This is a genomic window from Aequorivita sp. IT1183, assembly GCF_058068265.1.
This window is the reverse complement of the sequence record NZ_JBYRHS010000002.1, coordinates 345,955-364,887: the sequence shown is the minus strand read 5'-3', so window position 1 is coordinate 364,887 and position 18,933 is coordinate 345,955. Positions and strand designations below refer to the sequence as shown.

The window sequence follows — 18,933 nt, the reverse complement described above, 5'->3', positions numbered from 1 at the left end:
GAAACAGAACGAAAATAATAAAACGAACAATATATTAATAATGCTAAGAATTGTACCCAACATTTATTCGAACCACATAAAGGCTAGCAAACATTTTTCTACTGAATTTTTAGAAATAGACTTAGCAAGGCGTAACCAACTACTATACTAAAGAAACATTTAAAAATTGAATAAAATTTTATACCACCGAGAAAAACTAAATCTCACGCAAGAGGAGTTGGCAGCAAGGGCAGGAGTGTCTGCACGAACTATTCAGCGAATTGAAAAAGGTGCAGAACTAAAAGGACATTCGTTAAGACTTTTGGCAAAGGCATTGGCGGTTTCTGAAGATGATTTAAAAGAAAACGAACCGAGTGTAGAAAATGATACTATAAACTACCAGCTCGTAAAACTAATTAATCTCTCTTCGGTTTTAGGCGTAATTTTTCCGCCAATCAATATTTTGCTTCCTTGGGTAATTATGAAGGTTCGAAAACAAGAAAATGAAATAACCAAGCAAATAGTTTCACTTCAAATTTTATATACCATCGTTGCTTTTTTCACAATTGGATTAACGCCATTTATTAGCAGGTGGTTTGGAGTTACAAAACAGCTTGTATTAATTTCAATGATCACTTTTGTGGTGCTTAATGTGTTTATAATTATTAGAAACACTATAGCGTTAGACAAAAAACAAAAGCTTTGTATTAAGCTAAACTTCAGTATTTTATAAATATTGTCAGCTCATTGTCGCATTATTGTCGTGTAATATTATGTTGTTTTTTTCAAAATCCTAAAGAGATTTGTGCTTTCCATATTTTAATCGAAACTACAAATGAAATCGCACAAATTAATTTTCGCATTACTATTCGTTATTACATCTAACCTTGGTTTAGCACAAGTAGAAAAAACTTCAGCCTTATTTATAGCGCTTAAAAAAGCCGATAGCCTTACGTTTATTGAAGGCTTTAATAAGTGCAATTTCGAAGCACTAAAACAGGTGCTTCATGAAGATTTGGAGTTTCTTCACGACAAAGGAGGCGCACAAGATTTAGCGCAATTTTATGAAGTCTTCTCCCAGAATATCTGTGGTGATTCTAATTACAAACCCATCCGGAAATTAGTAGATGAAACCCTTGAGGTATTTCCCTTAGAAAATAATGGGGTGTTGTATGGCGCTGTGCAAACCGGAGATCATAAATTCTACATTAAAGAACCTAATAAGGAAATCTATATTACCGGAAAAGCAAAATTTATTACTACTTGGATTTTAGTTAACGGTGAATGGAAAGCCAAGAGAATTATAAGTTATGACCATCATGCCGTAGACAAAGAATACGGTCCCAAGTTTAACGCTGATTATGCACTCAAACTTTTTGACAATGACGTAGAAATAGAAAAATTACTTCAAAAACATAAAATACCTTCTATTGCAATAGGCTTAATTAGAAATGGTGAACTTCAACAAATACGAACTTTTGGCAATAAATGCACACTCGATTAAACCTCAGACTGATTATATGGGAATTGAATCTTTAAAAAATATTTTAATTGAGATTGAAAATGGAGTTAAAAATGGTAAATATGAAAGTTTGAAAGGCTTGTATGAAAAAGCCTATGATATCCACAAAAAATCGGAAGTATTTTTGAATGATAAAGTAAAAGAATTATAATTTGTTTGTTAGCTATAAACTTCCTAAAATATAAATTGTATTTTTAATATGACTCATAAAAAACGAACCACCAACACCGCATAAAACTAATTGCTGTGTTAATACTTAACCAATGGTCGTTGCTGTTTTGCTGCCTCTGATTTTTTTGGAAAATCCTCGCACACAAACACGCAACCTTCAATTTACGTAACCGTTAGCAGTAAGGCTAAGAGCAAAATCAGTTAAAAATAGTATAAGCCATAATGCAACATAGAAATTTGAAAACCTTCCCTATATTAACAACTGAAAGGTTGATTCTCCGACAATTATTAGACAGCGATGTTCAGGAAATATTTCTACTTCGTTCAGACACTTTAATAAACAAATATCTTGACAGACAGCCATGTAAAACATTGAAAGACGCATTGGATTTTATTGAGAAGATAAAAACCAATAGCTTTACTTATTGGGCAATTGCGCAAAAAGAAAACGATAAACTTCTAGGTACAATTTGTCTTTTTGATGTTTCAGAAGAGCTGAAAAAATGCGAAATTGGATATGAACTTTTAACGGAGCATCAAGGAAAAGGTATTATGACAGAGGCAGCAAAAAAAATAATTGAATATTCAGTTCAAACACTTGGTCTAAAAACAATTGATGCATATACACATAAGGACAACCAAAGTTCTACCAATCTGCTTAAAGAATTGAAATTTGCGCGAATAGATAGTGTTGAGGAAACAAATTCAAACTTGATTTTATTCCGACTAAATTGTAGTAATAAAAATGAATAAAGATTTAAAAAAGACGAAGGGGTAACAATTGCTCCAATCACAAAAAAAAATACAATAACGTAATCTCATTAAAATAAAAATTAGTCACTAAAATCTATGAAAAATTTACTTGTAACGTTAAGCTTGCTAATTATATCCTTCAATTCATTTGCGCAAAGCCAAATTACCTATGAAAAAGGGAAACTCTTTTCAGAAAATCAATTAGGGATAGATAAATTTTATTTTGTGCATCAAACATTTGCAGATGCCTTTTATATGACGGATTTATACAAGCAGCTAAGTGATGATGAAATGTTCTCAATTTTGCACAATGCATATTATTCAGTTACAAAAGATCAAAGGGTATTGGTTATGATAGAGCAGCCAACTGGCCCGGCTGCTCGCTTAGCCTTTAAATTCATTGGTAATACAGAAAAGCTGGGAGACATTTTGGTTCTTGCTACCAATTTTAATAACAAGAGTCGCGTTTTTGAAGAAGAAGTGGATTCAGGACAATCTATCTATAGATGGTATAAAATAGATCAAGGGAAATTGGTTTATCGAAAAGATTTGTACTCAAAAGAAGCAGAAAAAGAAAATCGAGAAAGCAATTCATATTCCTTAATAGGAATGTATCTTTTTGATGACAATTTCGAAAATGATGAGAAAGTTAAACCACTATTAGATGAATTACTCGCCTCCGATAAGGACGACATAGAGAAACTTTACGGTTATTTATATTTAGGGGAATATTGGCTTTTGAATAATGACCTGATAAAGGCACAAGAAGCACTTGACAAACTTAAGGAACTATTAAGTAATAGTGTGTCCATTCCAAAAGGATATTCTTTAATTGCAAATATGGCAACTACTGAACTTGAGATGATGAAAAGATTCAATAACTAGCGCAAACAGGCTAAATGTTTTGCAATCCCAATGGCTTAGGCGTCTCACCCGTGTCCATTCAATAATTCACCCCGGCAATAAACCCAGCTCCAAAACAAGAATAAGTTTAAACCTGGGACAAAGTAGCCTCATGAAGTTGCCTCACTTTGCTCGCAATAACAACTCCCTTCGTCTATACTCAGGACAAGTAAATAAACACTAATGACTCCTGAAGTTTATTTTTACTTTCTATAATTTACTTCCCCTCTCGCAGGATATTTGTTATCTATAATATATTCTATAGATTTAATAAAAGAACGCAAATGAGGGCGCCCAAAAGGTTCAGAATTAAGAGCTACATAATAGACCTCATTATTTGGTCGAATTAAAAACAGGCCAGGTTCCGAAAACAGTTCGGGTTCGCCATCTTTTACGCCTTTGCTTAGATATAAACCCCAAGCTTTGGCTTCTGCCTCAGAAAGTCCATAACCAATAGGAATATCGTCAACATCCCATTCGATTTTCGATATTTTAGCGCGCTTCTCCGTATCCATACTTAAAGCAATAATGTTCACGCCAATTGCTTCAAATTTTGTCGTTAGGTTTTGTAATTCTTCAGTATAACTTTTACAAACAGGGCAGTGTAATCCCCTGTAAAAAACCATCATCGTGAAGTTTTCTGGTTTTTGACTTGAAAGTTTCCAAGTGTCTCCGCCTACTAAATTAATTTCTAATCCTGGTGCTTGTTCTTTTGGAGTTATCATAACATTTATTTTTTTGAATGAAAATTTAATCATTTTAATACGGCTTATTTCAAAGTATATATTAAATGTTTGTGAAACTTTATAAATACACTATTCACCCTGAGCTTATGTCACGTCCAAATATGTTATATAACCCCATAGGTTTTCAAAACCTGTGGGGTTATTTTCAGAATATCACCAAGAATTCAGAAAAGCACTTTAAATATCAATTTTCCTGTTAATTAATTATAATTACTTTCTAAGTGTCTGAAAAATAACGTATTTTGTTAAAAATATAAGTATTTGCGTTACCCGAAATACATCTGTTAGAGTATATTGGCCCATATTTTTGATTTATTGGGGTCAGGTTTTAAAATTCAATATGGATAGTATTATAATTATTAAGGTTCAAAAAATTATTAGAATTCTCTTGTTCACTTCAGGACAGGCAAAGACTGCTTCTACATCTTTGTCAGCTATATAAACCGTGAGACCTTCGGTTAAATTTAATAAATGGAATGGGTTGCAGACCAATTGTCACTGCACAATTTGCCTTCAGATTAAGCGCGACAATAGCTTAAATATCAATTAAATACATCCCGTATAAATTACTTCTAAAAGAGTGGTTTTATATCAATAATTACAACTATTAGTGCTGATTTAGAAAATTCAGCTCATAAAACAAATCTATAATTTTCAATAGCACAGAATAAAAATGGTTAAAAAGAATAGAGCATTTCATAATCAAATTATACTATTAAAAATAGCTCCCCAAAAAATAATATAGTTATGAGCGAGCAGGATAAGTCGAGAAAGGAAATTAGGAAGGAGTTAGTGGAATTACAGCAAGAGTTCTTAAGTTCTATAAAAGACATTGAACCTAAAAGGCGTACGCGTCTCGAGCAAGAATTAAAAATTGCTATTCAAGGCGTTTCTTTGCAAAACGAAGAAAAGGCAAAACGAGCCGCCCAATTAATAATAGCCAATTTGGAGCTTAAATTCTTAAATGAAGAAAAAGCCCAGCGCGCAGCAGAGCTGGTTATAGCAAATATTGAACTTGTTTTTCAAAATAATGAAAAATCGAAACGCGCAGCCGAATTGATTATCGCCAATAAAGAACTCGTTTTTCAAAATGAAGAAAAGGCCAAACGCGCGGCCGAGTTAGTGGTTGCAAATATTGAACTTGTCTTCCAAAATAAGGAAAAATCAAAACGCGCCGCCGAATTGATTATCGCCAATAAAGAACATATTTATCAAAATGAAGAAAAGGCCAAACGTGCCGCCGAATTGATTATAGCAAACAAAGAACTCGTTTTTCAAAACCAAGAAAAAGCTAAGCGCGCCGCAGAGTTGGTTGTAGCAAATATTGAGCTTGTCTTCCAAAATAGGGAAAAATCAGAACGCGCCGCCGAATTAATTATCGCCAATAAAGAACTTGTTTATCAAAACGAAGAAAAGGCCAAACGCGCCGCAGAGTTAATAATAGCAAACAGAGAACTTATCTTTCAAAATCATGAGAAAGAAAAACGTGCCGAAGAATTAATCCTGGCAAAGGAAAAGGCAGAGCACAGCGACTTGTTAAAAACAGCCTTTTTAGCCAATATGAGTCACGAAATAAGAACACCTATGAACGGTATTCTCGGTTTTGCCGATTTGCTGAAAGAACCCGAACTTAAAGGTGAACTGCAGCAAAAATATATAGGTATTATTACTACAAGTGGTAAACGCATGCTCAATATCATCAACGATATAATAAGCATTTCAAAAATTGAATCGGGACTGATAGATCTTAGTATAAAGGAAACTAATATCAATAGGCAAGTGGAGTTTATTCAAACCTTTTTTACTCCCGAAGTTAAAAAGAAAGGTATGCTGTTTTCAATTAAAACTGCCTTATTAGGGAATGACGCTTTTATAAAATCTGACAGCGAAAAAATCTATTCCATACTTACAAATCTTGTTAAGAACGCTATAAAATATACTGAAAAAGGTACTATTGAACTGGGCTATGTTGTAAAAACAGAAAGCGAGCCAAGTGAATTGGAATTTTATGTGAAGGATACCGGTGTTGGGATCGCCAAAAGTAAACATCATGCAATATTTCAACGTTTTGTGCAGGCTGATAATTCAGAAGTGCTAGCCAATGAAGGAGCAGGGCTGGGTTTGGCCATTTCTAAAGCATATGTGAAAATGCTTGGTGGCAAAATTTGGGTAGAAAGTGAAGAAGGGAAAGGCGCAATATTTTATTTTACCATTCCGTATTATAAGTTTGATCAATTAGAAAATTTCCAAGTTAAAAATTTAGTCTATTCAAATAAGGCTGCAAATAATCAAAGTCCTAAATCGTATAGACTTAAAATATTAATTGCCGAAGACGACAAAATATCATCAATGCTTTTATCTGCTCTAGTAAAAGATTACAGCTCGAAAATTCTTGTTGCAAAAACAGGCGTTGAGGCTGTAGCTTTAGCTAAAAATAATCCTGACATCGATTTAATTTTTATGGACATCCAAATGCCTAAGCTAAACGGGTTTGATGCAACTCGACAAATCCGTCAATTTAACAAAGACGTTATTATAATAGCCCAAACAGCTTCTGTGCTCTCAGACGATAAATTAAAGATAATTGAAGAGGGATGTAACGATTTTATTTCCAAACCAATAAACAGGGAAGTATTATATAGTTTAATTCAAAAATACTTCGATGAATTTAAAGTGGCTTAATAGGCTGTAATTCCAAGCGGGTGCGGGGCGTCTTGCCCGTGTCCCGCCAAAAGCTAGTTTCAAAACATTTAAGGCATCCGCGAAATCCGCGCGTTATCGTTGCAAATTGCTAGATTAGCTATTAAAAACCATTACCCAATTACGCTATCTTTGCCGCATGCTAGATTTCTCTAAAACTTCAAATCAAATTCATCAGGTTACAAATTTTCACGACTTGGTTTCTACGCCTTTTAAAGGAGAAATAAATGCAATTTGTTGGAAGCGAAAACTAACGGGCGACTTTTCTGAGATTGTTAAACAAGTAGCACTAAACGAAAATATAGCAACACTTGATCAAGAAGAGCTGCGTGCGCTACAATTAAATAAGCAAGGGCAACTAGCTCGCGAAATACTTTTAAACGACTTAAAACTACTGAAAGAGCACGGTGCCTCGCCAACGTTGAATGTAATTAAATACTACGACAGAGATGATGCTTTTCCTTTTTTCCCGACAGATGTGTATTCGTGGCATGTAGATCGGTCTCCCATCCCTACCGATACTTTTTTATGTACCTATTACGGTGCGCCCAGCGACATATTGCCCAATGCGCAAGGGCAGCAAAAAGTGCTAATCCCCGAAATACGCGCGGAACTCAAAAAACTGTATGGCGGGGCGGAGGCTGGTTTTGAAGACTTTTTAGAGGAATATTTCTTTGATCTTCACTATCAAGCTTTACCGCAAGCACAACCCATTAGCTTAGGTATTGGGCATTTATGGCGGTTAGCGATTGATCATCCTGAAAGCAAAGTTCCTCCTTGTCTTCATCGTGCCCCAAAAGAAAATAATGGACAACACCGTTTGTTGATGATTTGTTGAATGCAATTTCACGACTCTCGAAACGCACTTTAAATCTCCCAAAAATCCGTATCTTAAACTTTCAATTTTTAAAAAGCTTAACTATGAAAAAATTACTATTTGTCTTCGTTTTTGCATTTGCGTTTTCAGCATTTTCACAAAGTGAAATTTTGCCGAAAAACATACAGATTAAAACCGCAATGCTAGCCGCACCCGAGATGTACCGCGATGATGCAACCGTGCTTGGTTATAATCCCGAAGGAAAACTTATTACTTTAAGAGAAGGCACCAACAGCATGATTTGTTTGGCAGACGACCCTAATAAAGAAGGAATAAGCGTAGCCTGTTACGGCGCCGAATTAGAGCCTTTTATGGCACGAGGTAGAGCTTTGGCCGCTGAAGGAAAATCTAATGAAGCAAAGCGTGAAATTAGAAAAAGCGAAATAAAGACTGGCACTTTGCCAATGCCGGCAGAACCATCGATGGTTTATATTTTGGCTGGCGAAGAAGCAGACTACAACCCAGAAACTGGCGAACTCCAAAACAGCAAAATACGTTACGTAATCTACAAGCCGTATATGACTGGCGAAAGCACAGGGCTTCCAACAAAACCCCAAGCTCCGGGAATGCCGTGGTTAATGGATGCTGGCACACATCGTTCGCATATAATGATTACACCAGAAAATTAATAGGCAGTTGCAGTTTTCGGTACAGTTAGCAAATTAAAAAGTGATATATACCTAATTGTGGGTATTGGCGCGAGTTTCTATATAATTTATTTTTGAATTAACCTTTAAATAATAAATTATGGAAAAATTACTTTTAGTAGTACTATTAATCACGGCTAGCTATACCGTGACATCGCAACAGAAAAGCGATTGTACAGAGTGGGATTATTATAAAACGGAATGTCTCAGCAATGTTTCTGACGGAACAGGTTCATCAGAAGCTGGAATTAGAAAACGCATTTGTAGAATATCTGAAACCACTACAACTATAACGGTAGAAGCCCAAATTGAACCTGTAAATGGTGGTATTGATACAAGAGTAAAAGCTTACAACGGAATTAAAATTTATTTCAGAGGCGGTGAAAAATTAATATTATCGAACTCAGAATTTAATGATGGCGGAACCATTAAAAGAACAATAACTCTGAATAAATCAGATTTGGATTCAGATTACACCAGAGCTCTAAATAGCTGGAATAAATGGTCTATCATGATATTTGTAACTGCAGAATGTATTTATGATATGTAAAATACCTTAATTACTGCACACTCATTCTAAAACTAAAAAACCATCTTCAAAACAGAAGATGGTTTTTGCAATTTTCGTCGAGACTAAACTTTAAAGACTTTTCAAAAAATCTTTAAAATCTTGGCGGTTATAATCTGCCATACCTTTGTGGGTAAAAACCAATTCGCCTCTGGAACTTATTACATAAGTGGTCGGAATACTCTGCGATTCGTACATAGCTGGAATTGCAGCCGCTGGAGCATAAACTTCAAAATCGAAATTGTTTTTGGTTTTATATTGAATTGCTTTATCAAATTTTTGGTCGAAAGAAACCATTAGCACTTCAATTTTATCTTTATCAATATCGTTGTACATATCGTTTATTCCAGGCATTTCGGCAACACAAGGCGGACACCAAGTAGCCCAAAAATTGATAAATATTACTTTACCGCGATATTGCTCTAATGTTGCCTTTTCGCCTTTAGAATTTACCAACTCCATACTGAAATCTGCTTTGGTGGCAGCAACTTCGTTTGTTTCAGCGTTTTCCTGAATTTGTTCTACATCTGGATTCATTGCACCAGTTGCAAGTAAACCGCGTTGTGCAAATCCTATAATTTCGGTATGTAATCCCGAGAAATATATTCCGAGAACCACCACGGCAAAAATGCCGTATTCTATGATCGTTTTTTTAAGTTTTTTGTTCATAATCATTGTTTTATTATGTTATTATAAGTTTTCTATTTAATCTATTTCTTAAAGTGATAAGCTATAATAGCCTTTTTTCTGAAGTTCAAAATTGTGCAGAATTCCATTGTCCACTATCTCCATATCTTTGGGAAGCTTTGTATTATCTACCTTAAATTTCTTAAGCGAAAAGCCACACGCAACAATATTGGCGCCTACTTTCTCTGCTTCGGCTAAGTGGGGTTGCATTTTTTCAGCATCGGTTAAATCGCCTATTTCTTTTCCGCAGACAATGATTTCAAATTTGCCAAAGTTCGCTCCGTCTTCCGCTGCTAAATCTTTGGCAGCAAGTAGAATTGGTTTTAGTTGTGCTACTTTTTTAGTGAGCACCACATAATTTTGCGTTTTACTTTCTTGCGAAAATGATTGTTGTGTATTTCCTAAAACTAGAAAAATTGATAGTATTAAAGTTGAAAATATTGTTTTCATAATGTGTTTTTTTTAAAAGTTTTTATATCGTTTAGAATAAAAAATAACAGCCCTCCAGCGATGGCGATATTTTTAAATAATGGGCCTAGACTTGCTATTTGCCCAACTTGAATAGTGATTGTAATTGGTAAAAGAATAAGAAGTAATACAATGGCAGACCAACGTGTTTTAAAACCTATTAAAAAGCTAAAACCAGCTGTTAGCATTACAATTCCAGAAAGGATTACTAGTAATTCGAGATTTCCGAAAAAGTTCGCAAACTCCTTAAATTGTGCCATTTCAATTCGTTGAACGGTTTTTTCAACATTTACCAGATGGCTAAATCCGGCAGTCAAAAAAATTGCGCTCACCATAATACGGAGCAGCTGTACAGAACGCTTGCTCACCGTTATATTTGGTGTCATAATTAAAAAATTTAAAAAATAGTGTGTGATTTACTAGTCTAAAACAACCGAATTCACACTTGAATTCTATTGAATTGACCAATTTCGATTTAACTAAAGAGAAATGTTAAACCCGAGGAGGAATTTCTAAGCGTTCTGCAAAAAGATTTGAATGTAGAATTTCTGAAAAAGTGTAAACCTTATAGTTGTCTTCAACAGAAATAAATGAAAAGTAAGCGGTTTTAATGTCGAAAACAGTTGAGCAAATTGCTTGAATTTGAGCAGAATTTACAGAAGTGTTGTCAATTTTTAGTGCATCGCCTGTTTTAGAATTACTTTTTGATTTTTTACAAAAAGGATGAACAACAGTAACCTCTTTTCCTGTTAAAACTTGTAGCAAGGCACCAGATTGTGCAGCCATAAGATTCATTATAAAAAGGCCAGTCAGAAAAAAGACTATTAGGTTCTTCGAGTTCATTGAAGGCAAATTTAATAAAATTGTAGCATTAGAATGTAACATAAGTTACAAAGAGACTAAATAGGTGAAAAACGCAGTCGATAATTTATGCTATATGTAATCTATGTTACAGTAGTATTCAATTAACATTCTTAAATTTGTTTCAAGTTATTCATCCAAAAATAAAGAAGTTATGAAATACTATATCAGCACTACATTAAAAAACACAACTTTTCAAGATGCTATTGAAAAAACAACAGCGGCTTTAAAAGAAGAAGGTTTTGGCGTATTAACCGAAATTGATATTAAAGCAACCTTGAAAAAGAAGTTGGACGCAGATTTTTACAATTACACTATTCTTGGTGCCTGCAACCCGCATATGGCGCACCAAGCGCTACAAGCTGAAAACAAAATTGGAACCATGTTACCCTGCAACGTAATTGTTCAGGAACGCGAACCAGGGATGATTGAGGTTTCGGCAGTAGATCCAACAGCTTCAATGGGAGCAGTGGAAAATGATTCCTTAGGAGAAATTGCAAAAGACGTTAAAAAGCAATTGACTAAGGTTATTAATAGTTTATAGATACACCATGGAAATTGTAAACTATTCCAAAATCTATAGAATTATCCACTGGGCAATTGCGGTTAGTTTCCTGCTTTTATTGATTACTATTTTTCTGAGATTAACTTGGATGAATAAAAATAATATGGCAGATATTATCCAAACTTATCTAGCAGGGACTGATCAATCGTTAACTCGCGAAGAACTCATCGTTTTAGCTAAACAGATTAGAAAGCCCATGTGGGACTGGCATATTTATTTGGGATATGTTTTAACTGGTTTATTCAGTTTACGTTTTCTGCTTCCTTTTTTCGGAAGTATGAAATTTCAAAATCCATTAACAAAAGACTTAACTATAAAACAAAAATTCCAGAAATGGACGTACATCATTTTTTATGTATGTGTTGTAGTTTCTTTGGTTACAGGACTTATAATAGTTTGGGGACCAAAAACTTTGAAAGAACCAATGGAGGAAATTCATGTACTTGGTATTTATTATCTAATAGCATTTATTGTATTGCATATAGGAGGAATATTAATTGCAGAATTCACAAATGATAAAGGGATAATTTCAAGAATAGTACGTGGTTCCAATGATTAATTTTTAAAGGAAACATAGCGATATATAAAAATGTGACCAAGGGTTTTAAAGTATTTAGGAGCGTTTCTTGGTTGGTATGCTCCTAAAGGTTGCCGATTTATTTGGTTAGTAAAAAGCATCTCGAAAGAGGTGCTTTTTTTTAAGTAACTTATAAGCGTGGCTTTGGTAACATTAGTTACTGACTAGCCTTATTATCTAATGTATTTTTGCGTCAAATTTAATGTAGCAATGAAGATTAAAAACATACTTACACTTATTGGATTGTTGCCCGCAATGGTATTTGCGCAGCAAACGGTACCTATTACCAAAGCAGAAGTGCTGGAAAAGGTGATTCAACAAAATAATAAATTAAAGATTGGCGAGCAGCAAGTACTTTCTGCAAAAGGTGATTTTAACCAAACAAATGCCGTCTTTCTGCCGAACATTACTGCTTCGCATACCGGAATGACGACCACCAATCCGTTGATGGCTTTTGGTTTTAAATTGAATGAAGAAATAGTTACCCAAGCAGATTTTGACCCAAATAATCTGAATAACCCTTCACAGATTCAAATGTTCACTACAAAAATTGAAGTGCAGCAACCAATTATAAACGTCGATGGAATTTTTCAGCGGAAAGCTGCGAGAGCAAAGTGGAACGCATCTCAGATGCAATTGGCGCGCACGGGCGACTATATTACCCTTGAAACTGAAAAAGCATATATGCAATTGCAACTAGCTTATAAAAGTGTTGAGGTTATAGAAACCGCCTACAAATCTGCTAATGAAAATCTGCGTTTGGCGAATAATAGTTTTAAACAAGGTTATCTGCAACAAAGCGATGTTTTGGCAGTACAAGTACGTGTTACTGAAGTTGAAAATCAGTTGCAATACGCAAAAAGCAATATTATAAATGCTTCGGAATATCTTGCTTTGCTTATGAATGAAGAGGTTTCTGGGGTTTTGAAGCCAACAGATTCACTTATGGTTTTATCAGAATTAAATTCATTTGAAAACCTTTCAAATTCAAGGGCAGATATTCAAGCAATGGAGTTTGCTGCCGAAGCTTACAAACAAAATTACAAAGCAGATAAAATGACGTTTTTGCCAAGGCTGAACGCTTTCGGAAGCTACGAACTTTACGACGATCAAATTTTTCAGGCTGATGCGAGCGGATATTTGGTGGGAGCATCATTATCATGGAGTCTTTTTGAAGGTTCAAAACGCTTCGGGAAAACACAAAAAAGCAAAGCAGAATTCAACAAAGCGAATCTTGAATTAGAGCAATACAAAGCCGAAAGTCAGTTAGAATTGAACAAGGCGAAACGTATGCTTCAAGATGCGAAAAATAATTTGAACTTAACAAAATTATCACTCGAACAATCCAAAGAAGCGCTTAGAATTCGCATCAACAGATTTACGGAAGGTTTAGAAAAAACCACCGATTTGCTAATGGCCGAGACTCAATATTCGCAAAAGCAGTTGGAATATTTCAATACTATTTTTCAACATAATTACGCTTTGGCTTACTTACAATTTTTAACAAAAAACTAATCAGTAATGAAAAAAATATATACCCTTCTTCTTTTATCGGCAGTTCTAAGTTTTACCGCCTGTAATAATTCTTCCGAAGAAAAAATCATAGATAAAACGCCACCAGTTTCTGTTACCGTAAGTTCTGTAGCTTCGGAAAACAACACGCCTTATTTAACCGCAAGCGGAAAAATAGAAGCCGCAAATAGCGCGACTCTCAGCACCCGAATGATGGGCTTTGTAGATAAAGTTCACGTTAATGTGGGCGATAAAGTTTCGAAAGGTCAACTCTTAATAAGCATCAACAATGCTGATCTTTCTGCAAAACAAGCGCAGACAACTGCTGGAATTACTGAAGCCCAAGCTGCTTTCAATAATGCGGAAAAAGATTACCAACGTTTTCAAAATCTATTTGCAGAAAACAGTGCAAGTCAAAAAGAACTTGACGATCAGCGTGCCCGTTTCGAAATGGCTAAAGCCAGATTAGAAGGCGCACGACAAATGAAAAACGAAGTGCAATCGCAATTTGCGTATGTAAATCTTCGTGCGCCTTTTAATGGCGTTATAACCAGTAAAAATATTGATGCAGGTGATATGGCTAATCCCGGTGTGCCATTAATTTCTGTGGAAGGCCCTGGAAATTTTGAAGTGGTTGCTTCAGTTCCGGAAGGTGAAATTTCGAAAATAAAATCGGGCACAGAAGTGCAAGTAGTTGTAAAATCGTCTGATAAAATATTGCCTGGAACAGTTACCGAAGTTAGTACTTCAGCGAATACTACTGGCGGCCAATTTTTGGTAAAAGTGGTTTTAGATAAAACTGATGCTAGCATTCTTTCGGGAATGTATGCCACGGTGCAGTTTCCGATAGAAAAAACAACTGATGCTACTACAGTTTTGGTGCCGCAAGACGCTTTAGTTAAACGCGGACAATTAACCGGAATTTACACCGTAAGTGAAAGTAATACTGCAATACTTCGTTGGTTGCGATTGGGTCGTACTTTCGGCGAAAATGTGGAAGTGCTCTCTGGCTTAAATGCAGATGAAAATTATATTATTTCTGCCGATGAAAAACTTTTCAACGGTGCGAAAATAACCATTAAACAATAAACATGAAGGACGGATTAGCAGGCAAAATTGCCAAGTTATTTATAGGCTCAAAGCTTACAGTGCTGTTGATGATCGTGTTTATGGTCGTAGGTGTGTGGAGCTCTTTTTTAATACCGCGCGAGGAAGAACCGCAGATTAATGTGGCTATGGCCGACATATTTGTGGGTTACCCCGGCGCATCCCCAACCGAAGTTGAATCGCGAGTTGTAAAACCTTTGGAAAAGATAGTTTCAAACATTCCAGGGGTGGAATATGTGTATTCTACTTCTTCCAATGAAGGTGCAATGGTAATTGTTCAGTTTTATGTGGGTGAGGACATTGAGCGTTCTTTCGTAAAACTTTATAATGAAATGAACAAGAACATGGACAAAATGCCTCCGGGTGTTACCATGCCGCTTGTTAAACCGCGAGCTATCGACGATGTGCCGATGTTGGGTGTTACACTTTGGAGCGAAACTTATAATGATTTTCAACTAAAACAAATTGCAGACGAACTCACCCAAGAAATTGAAAAGGTGAATCAAGTTTCCACCACACAAAAAGTTGGAGGGCGAAATAGACAAGTTCGCATTGTATTAGATAAAAACAAATTAGCTGCAAGTGGATTGGACTTTTTGAGTGTTGCCGAAATGATAAAGGCAAATAACAAACAGCTCAATTCTGGAAGTTTTGATAAAAATGATACCGAGTTTTTGGTTACCACTGGAAATTTCTTAAAATCTGCAGCCGATGTTGAAAACTTGGTAGTAGGCATTCAGCAAAATCAACCCATTTACTTAAAGCAGATTGCCAGTATTTTTGACGGTCCCGAAATTCCACGTAATTATGTGTCTTTCGGCTTTGGAGGCGCTAGTGAAAATGTGTCTAATTACCCTTCCGAATATCCTGCAGTTACCATTTCAGTAGCAAAAAGAAAAGGTGCCGATGCAATGAAAATCGCAGATGTAATTATCGACAAAGTAGATCATTTAAGAAGCAATCTTATTCCTGATGATGTTCACGTGGAAATTACTCGTAATTACGGCGAAACCGCTTCTCACAAAGTTGCCGAATTATTAATGCACCTTATGGGTGCTATCATTGCGGTAACCTTAGTTGTAATGCTCGCAATGGGCTGGAGAGGTGGCTTGGTAGTATTTCTTTCAGTGCCAATTACCTTTGCATTAACGCTATTAAGTTACTACCTGCTCGATTATACGTTGAACAGAATCACACTTTTCGCTTTGGTTTTTGTTACAGGAATTGTCGTCGATGACTCCATTATTATTGCCGAAAACATGCACCGGCATTTCAAGATGAAACGTTTGCCGTTTAAGCAAGCTGCTATTTACGCAATAAACGAAGTGGGTAACCCAACAATTTTGGCTACTCTTACTGTAATTGCCTCCGTATTGCCAATGGCATTTGTTTCTGGATTGATGGGGCCATATATGTCGCCAATGCCAATTGGTGCTTCTATTGCGATGATATTATCATTGTTCGTAGCGTTGACAATTACCCCTTATTTGGGTTATATATTTTTGCGTGAAAAAGATAAAAAAGGAAAAGCACCGAAGCCCGAAAAGCCTTTGGAAAGTACTTTAATCTATCGAATTTATTCAAAATTTGAAACTCCTTTAATTGAAAACAAAAGAACACGTTGGTTGTTCTTAGGAACTACCATAGTATTGCTTTTAGGTTCTGTAATGTTGTTTTTCACAAACTCGGTTGCAGTAAAAATGCTTCCTTTCGATAATAAAAACGAAATGCAAGTGGTGATCGATATGCCCGAAGGAACAACCTTGGAGCGTACAGCCGTAGTTGCCCGTGAAGTTGGGCAATATCTTTCTACACAACCACTCGTAGTGAATTATCAAAATTATGTGGGTACTTCAGCACCGATAACTTTTAACGGTTTAGTACGCCATTACGATCTTCGAGGAGGGAGCAATATGGCCGATATTCAAGTGAATTTTGTTGGCAAGGAAAATCGAGACGCACAAAGTCACGACATAGCAAAACAAATGCGTCCGCATATTCAAGAAATTGGAAAGAAGTTTGGAGCTAATATAAAACTGGTTGAAGTTCCACCAGGCCCCCCAGTTCTTTCAACCATTGTAGCTGAAGTTTACGGACCAGATTATGATCAACAGATTGCTGTAGCAAAACAAGTTGAAAATATTCTCAATGAAACTCAAGATGTTGTAGATGTAGATTGGATGGTAGAAGCTGACCAAAAGGAATATGAATTTGTAATAGACAAAGAGAAAGCGATGCGTTACGGAGTAGCCCCGCAGCAGATTGTTTACACAATGAATATGGCACTTTCAGATAAACCAGTAACACATCTTTACGATGAAAATGCAGCCGTACAAGTAGGCATATTACTTGCTTTAGATGAAAAGGAGAAATCTACAATTCAAGATATTTCACAATTGAAAATTGCCTCTAAACAAGGCAATATGGTATCGGTAGGCGATTTGGTGAATATTAAAGAAAGTACGAGCGCCAAAAGCATCTATCGCAAAAATCAAAAACGGGTGGTTTATGTTTTGGCAGATATGGCTGGAGAACTTGAAAGCCCTGTTTATGCTATTTTGGGTATGACAGAAAAGCTTAATGAAATTAAGTTGCCAGCAGGATATGAAATGAACGAACTGTATTTACAGCAGCCAGAATTTGAAGACGATTTTACAGTGAAATGGGATGGAGAATGGCAGATTACGCTGGAAGTATTCCGCGATTTGGGAATTGCATTTTTAGGAGTAATTATAATCATATACATCTTAATTGTCGGCTGGTTCCAGAACTTTAGAGCGCCAATCGTAATGATGGTTGCAATTCCACTTTCATTGATTGGTATTGTACTCGGTCACTGGATTATGGGTGCGTTTTTTACTGCAACTTCATTTATTGGAATGATTGCTTTAGCGGGAATTATGGTGCGAAACTCAGTGCTTTTAATTGATTTTGTAAACATTAGAACCGATGAAGGTGTACCATTAAAACAAGCTGTTATTGAAGCGGGAGCAGTGCGAACAACCCCAATTTTGTTAACAGCAGGAACGGTTGTAATTGGTGCTTTCGTAATTCTTTTCGATCCAATTTTCCAAGGATTGGCAATTTCGCTAATGGGCGGAACTATTGTTTCCACAGTACTTACATTGCTTGTGGTGCCGTTGGTTTATTATATGATAGAAAAGAAGAATTTTAAGTAGACTTATGATTTTAGACGTGAGATGTGAGGAAGAATCTGAGACTGAAAAAGGAATAATTAGGAGCCAATAAAAAATAATAATAACCATTAAAAAATATCCCAATGAAACTATTAATTGTAACTGTTGTAGACGAATTTCAGAAGGACATGCTGCAGCTTTTTAAAAAGTCCGAAATTGAAAGTTTTAGTGGTTCTGAAATTGAGGGCTATAAAAACGGAACTTCTTCATTTATGATGGATACCAGTTGGTTTCCATCACAAAAAAGTGGAGCAGAAAGCATTATGTTCTTCTCTTTCACTGAAGACGAAAAGATAGATGTGTTTTTCGACTTGGTTACGAAATTTAATAAAGAAATAGAAACTAACAATCCCATTCATGCGGTTGTGGTGCCAATAGAACGAAGTATATAATTCAAAAAATTAAAAATTATGATTAACAGATATATTAGAGCAATTGCCGGAATTTTTATTATAATCAGTCTTATTTTGGCTGTTTATGTAAATATAAATTGGTTGTGGTTCACAGGTTTTGTGGGTGTCAACTTACTACAATCATCATTTACAAAATGGTGTTTGATGGAGAAGATATTAAAAAAGCTTGGCGTAAAAGACGAAGGAGAGAGTTGTTGTGCATAACTGCTGACTAACTTCATATTAATTAAAAAAAATCCCGCTACAAATAATTGTAAGCGGGATTTTTTGTGCGTTTAAAACAACGATGCTTGCAATACTATTGCAATATGACTTTAATCATTTTAAATTTCACAAATTCTGGATATATTTGAATTATTAACCAATCAAAAGTATTATGACTATAAACATTCAATACGTGAAGATGCCTACGAGTGAGGCGATGAATGAATATGTGGAGCAAAAACTTCAGAAAATTGCTGAAAAATATGAGTGGCTAATTAGAGCCGATGTTAGCTTTAAAATGGAGAATAATGTTTACGGAAAAGGCAACATTTGCGAAATGGAACTAAGCCTTCCCGGGCCCAAAATTTTTGCAACTTCTACAGAAGCAACCTTTGAAGCGGCAGCAAAAGAAACTGTTTTCGATTTAGAAAAGCAGCTTAAAAAACGCAAAGCAAAATTCACAACTCATTAAAATT

The 18,933-nt window shown here is 35.5% G+C and carries 22 protein-coding genes; 17 read left to right on the top strand and 5 right to left on the bottom strand.

Going from position 1 to position 18,933, the window contains the following annotated elements:
- Nucleotides 1-166 precede the first annotated feature (166 nt).
- From AC3RVF_RS04525 to AC3RVF_RS04505, 5 genes are all read left to right on the top strand, one after another.
- Nucleotides 167-712, top strand: coding sequence for a helix-turn-helix domain-containing protein (locus AC3RVF_RS04525; protein WP_489690891.1), 546 nt, complete (start codon nt 167-169; stop codon nt 710-712).
- 102 nt (nt 713-814) lie between these two features.
- The gene (locus AC3RVF_RS04520) at nt 815-1,483 is read left to right on the top strand and encodes a nuclear transport factor 2 family protein (protein WP_489692866.1); all 669 of its coding nucleotides are present in this window, start codon (nt 815-817) and stop codon (nt 1,481-1,483) included.
- 16 nt (nt 1,484-1,499) lie between these two features.
- The gene (locus AC3RVF_RS04515) at nt 1,500-1,652 is read left to right on the top strand and encodes a hypothetical protein (protein WP_489692865.1); all 153 of its coding nucleotides are present in this window, start codon (nt 1,500-1,502) and stop codon (nt 1,650-1,652) included.
- 242 nt (nt 1,653-1,894) lie between these two features.
- The gene (locus tag AC3RVF_RS04510) at nt 1,895-2,425 is read left to right on the top strand and encodes a GNAT family N-acetyltransferase (RefSeq protein WP_489692864.1); all 531 of its coding nucleotides are present in this window, start codon (nt 1,895-1,897) and stop codon (nt 2,423-2,425) included.
- 96 nt (nt 2,426-2,521) lie between these two features.
- Nucleotides 2,522-3,310: a hypothetical protein gene (locus tag AC3RVF_RS04505; protein WP_489692863.1), complete on the top strand. Its 789-nt coding sequence runs from the start codon at nt 2,522-2,524 to the stop codon at nt 3,308-3,310.
- A gap of 221 nt (nt 3,311-3,531) precedes the next feature.
- On the opposite strand, the gene AC3RVF_RS04500 is transcribed toward AC3RVF_RS04505, so the two are convergent.
- Nucleotides 3,532-4,053, bottom strand: coding sequence for a redoxin domain-containing protein (locus tag AC3RVF_RS04500; protein WP_489692862.1), 522 nt, complete (start codon nt 4,051-4,053; stop codon nt 3,532-3,534).
- A 768-nt stretch (nt 4,054-4,821) separates the two neighbouring features.
- Here AC3RVF_RS04500 and AC3RVF_RS04495 point away from each other — a divergent pair.
- From AC3RVF_RS04495 to AC3RVF_RS04480, 4 genes are all read left to right on the top strand, one after another.
- Nucleotides 4,822-6,756, top strand: coding sequence for an ATP-binding protein (locus tag AC3RVF_RS04495; RefSeq protein ID WP_489690901.1), 1,935 nt, complete (start codon nt 4,822-4,824; stop codon nt 6,754-6,756).
- A 157-nt stretch (nt 6,757-6,913) separates the two neighbouring features.
- Nucleotides 6,914-7,612, top strand: coding sequence for a DUF1826 domain-containing protein (locus AC3RVF_RS04490; RefSeq protein WP_489692861.1), 699 nt, complete (start codon nt 6,914-6,916; stop codon nt 7,610-7,612).
- Between the two features lie 83 nt (nt 7,613-7,695).
- Entirely contained in the window at nt 7,696-8,280 is a 585-nt protein-coding gene (locus tag AC3RVF_RS04485) for a hypothetical protein (RefSeq protein ID WP_489692860.1), read from the top strand.
- Nucleotides 8,281-8,398: 118 nt separating this feature from the next.
- On the top strand, nt 8,399-8,848 hold the full coding sequence (locus AC3RVF_RS04480) for a hypothetical protein (protein ID WP_489692859.1): 450 nt from the start codon (nt 8,399-8,401) through the stop codon (nt 8,846-8,848).
- 90 nt (nt 8,849-8,938) lie between these two features.
- On the opposite strand, the gene AC3RVF_RS04475 is transcribed toward AC3RVF_RS04480, so the two are convergent.
- From AC3RVF_RS04475 to AC3RVF_RS04460, 4 genes are all read right to left on the bottom strand, one after another.
- The gene (locus AC3RVF_RS04475; protein ID WP_489692858.1) at nt 8,939-9,535 is read right to left on the bottom strand and encodes a TlpA family protein disulfide reductase; all 597 of its coding nucleotides are present in this window, start codon (nt 9,533-9,535) and stop codon (nt 8,939-8,941) included.
- Nucleotides 9,536-9,583: 48 nt separating this feature from the next.
- A complete protein-coding gene (locus AC3RVF_RS04470) occupies nt 9,584-10,003 on the bottom strand; it encodes a DsrE family protein (protein WP_489692857.1) in 420 nt (139 codons plus the stop codon).
- The gene (locus tag AC3RVF_RS04465) at nt 10,000-10,407 is read right to left on the bottom strand and encodes a DoxX family protein (protein WP_489692856.1); all 408 of its coding nucleotides are present in this window, start codon (nt 10,405-10,407) and stop codon (nt 10,000-10,002) included. Before AC3RVF_RS04465 ends, AC3RVF_RS04470 begins: the two co-directional genes overlap by 4 nt.
- A gap of 106 nt (nt 10,408-10,513) precedes the next feature.
- Nucleotides 10,514-10,864, bottom strand: a complete 351-nt coding sequence (locus tag AC3RVF_RS04460) for a hypothetical protein (protein ID WP_489692855.1) — start codon at nt 10,862-10,864, stop codon at nt 10,514-10,516.
- A gap of 172 nt (nt 10,865-11,036) precedes the next feature.
- Between AC3RVF_RS04460 and AC3RVF_RS04455 the strand changes: the two genes are divergently transcribed.
- From AC3RVF_RS04455 to hpf, 8 genes are all read left to right on the top strand, one after another.
- Nucleotides 11,037-11,426, top strand: coding sequence for a DUF302 domain-containing protein (locus AC3RVF_RS04455; RefSeq protein ID WP_489690909.1), 390 nt, complete (start codon nt 11,037-11,039; stop codon nt 11,424-11,426).
- 7 nt (nt 11,427-11,433) lie between these two features.
- Complete coding sequence (locus AC3RVF_RS04450) at nt 11,434-12,006, top strand: cytochrome b/b6 domain-containing protein (protein ID WP_489690910.1); 573 nt, start codon at nt 11,434-11,436, stop codon at nt 12,004-12,006.
- 228 nt (nt 12,007-12,234) lie between these two features.
- Entirely contained in the window at nt 12,235-13,539 is a 1,305-nt protein-coding gene (locus tag AC3RVF_RS04445; RefSeq protein WP_489692854.1) for a TolC family protein, read from the top strand.
- A gap of 6 nt (nt 13,540-13,545) precedes the next feature.
- The gene (locus AC3RVF_RS04440) at nt 13,546-14,625 is read left to right on the top strand and encodes an efflux RND transporter periplasmic adaptor subunit (protein WP_489692853.1); all 1,080 of its coding nucleotides are present in this window, start codon (nt 13,546-13,548) and stop codon (nt 14,623-14,625) included.
- A gap of 2 nt (nt 14,626-14,627) precedes the next feature.
- Nucleotides 14,628-17,822 carry an efflux RND transporter permease subunit gene (locus AC3RVF_RS04435; protein WP_489692852.1) on the top strand — a complete coding sequence of 1,065 codons (3,195 nt, stop codon included), beginning with the start codon at nt 14,628-14,630 and terminating at the stop codon, nt 17,820-17,822.
- 101 nt (nt 17,823-17,923) lie between these two features.
- Nucleotides 17,924-18,232 carry a hypothetical protein gene (locus AC3RVF_RS04430; protein ID WP_489690914.1) on the top strand — a complete coding sequence of 103 codons (309 nt, stop codon included), beginning with the start codon at nt 17,924-17,926 and terminating at the stop codon, nt 18,230-18,232.
- Nucleotides 18,233-18,250: 18 nt separating this feature from the next.
- Nucleotides 18,251-18,457: a YgaP family membrane protein gene (locus AC3RVF_RS04425; protein ID WP_489690915.1), complete on the top strand. Its 207-nt coding sequence runs from the start codon at nt 18,251-18,253 to the stop codon at nt 18,455-18,457.
- Between the two features lie 172 nt (nt 18,458-18,629).
- Nucleotides 18,630-18,929, top strand: a complete 300-nt coding sequence (gene hpf, locus AC3RVF_RS04420; RefSeq protein WP_489692851.1) for a ribosome hibernation-promoting factor, HPF/YfiA family — start codon at nt 18,630-18,632, stop codon at nt 18,927-18,929.
- Nucleotides 18,930-18,933 lie beyond the last annotated feature (4 nt).

Excerpts from the sequence above, each read along its gene's own strand:
- AC3RVF_RS04515 (WP_489692865.1), top strand. The coding sequence starts at position 1,500 with ATGGGAATTGAATCTTTAAAAAATATTTTAATTGAGATTGAAAATGGA.
- AC3RVF_RS04465 (WP_489692856.1), bottom strand. The coding sequence starts at position 10,407 with ATGACACCAAATATAACGGTGAGCAAGCGTTCTGTACAGCTGCTCCGT.
- AC3RVF_RS04510 (WP_489692864.1), top strand. The coding sequence starts at position 1,895 with ATGCAACATAGAAATTTGAAAACCTTCCCTATATTAACAACTGAAAGG.
- AC3RVF_RS04490 (WP_489692861.1), top strand. The coding sequence starts at position 6,914 with ATGCTAGATTTCTCTAAAACTTCAAATCAAATTCATCAGGTTACAAAT.
- AC3RVF_RS04520 (WP_489692866.1), top strand. The coding sequence starts at position 815 with ATGAAATCGCACAAATTAATTTTCGCATTACTATTCGTTATTACATCT.
- AC3RVF_RS04430 (WP_489690914.1), top strand. The coding sequence starts at position 17,924 with ATGAAACTATTAATTGTAACTGTTGTAGACGAATTTCAGAAGGACATG.
- AC3RVF_RS04440 (WP_489692853.1), top strand. The coding sequence starts at position 13,546 with ATGAAAAAAATATATACCCTTCTTCTTTTATCGGCAGTTCTAAGTTTT.
- AC3RVF_RS04505 (WP_489692863.1), top strand. The coding sequence starts at position 2,522 with ATGAAAAATTTACTTGTAACGTTAAGCTTGCTAATTATATCCTTCAAT.
- AC3RVF_RS04445 (WP_489692854.1), top strand. The coding sequence starts at position 12,235 with ATGAAGATTAAAAACATACTTACACTTATTGGATTGTTGCCCGCAATG.
- AC3RVF_RS04435 (WP_489692852.1), top strand. The coding sequence starts at position 14,628 with ATGAAGGACGGATTAGCAGGCAAAATTGCCAAGTTATTTATAGGCTCA.
- AC3RVF_RS04450 (WP_489690910.1), top strand. The coding sequence starts at position 11,434 with ATGGAAATTGTAAACTATTCCAAAATCTATAGAATTATCCACTGGGCA.
- hpf (WP_489692851.1), top strand. The coding sequence starts at position 18,630 with ATGACTATAAACATTCAATACGTGAAGATGCCTACGAGTGAGGCGATG.
- AC3RVF_RS04500 (WP_489692862.1), bottom strand. The coding sequence starts at position 4,053 with ATGATAACTCCAAAAGAACAAGCACCAGGATTAGAAATTAATTTAGTA.
- AC3RVF_RS04495 (WP_489690901.1), top strand. The coding sequence starts at position 4,822 with ATGAGCGAGCAGGATAAGTCGAGAAAGGAAATTAGGAAGGAGTTAGTG.
- AC3RVF_RS04480 (WP_489692859.1), top strand. The coding sequence starts at position 8,399 with ATGGAAAAATTACTTTTAGTAGTACTATTAATCACGGCTAGCTATACC.
- AC3RVF_RS04425 (WP_489690915.1), top strand. The coding sequence starts at position 18,251 with ATGATTAACAGATATATTAGAGCAATTGCCGGAATTTTTATTATAATC.
- AC3RVF_RS04460 (WP_489692855.1), bottom strand. The coding sequence starts at position 10,864 with ATGAACTCGAAGAACCTAATAGTCTTTTTTCTGACTGGCCTTTTTATA.
- AC3RVF_RS04455 (WP_489690909.1), top strand. The coding sequence starts at position 11,037 with ATGAAATACTATATCAGCACTACATTAAAAAACACAACTTTTCAAGAT.
- AC3RVF_RS04485 (WP_489692860.1), top strand. The coding sequence starts at position 7,696 with ATGAAAAAATTACTATTTGTCTTCGTTTTTGCATTTGCGTTTTCAGCA.
- AC3RVF_RS04470 (WP_489692857.1), bottom strand. The coding sequence starts at position 10,003 with ATGAAAACAATATTTTCAACTTTAATACTATCAATTTTTCTAGTTTTA.
- AC3RVF_RS04475 (WP_489692858.1), bottom strand. The coding sequence starts at position 9,535 with ATGAACAAAAAACTTAAAAAAACGATCATAGAATACGGCATTTTTGCC.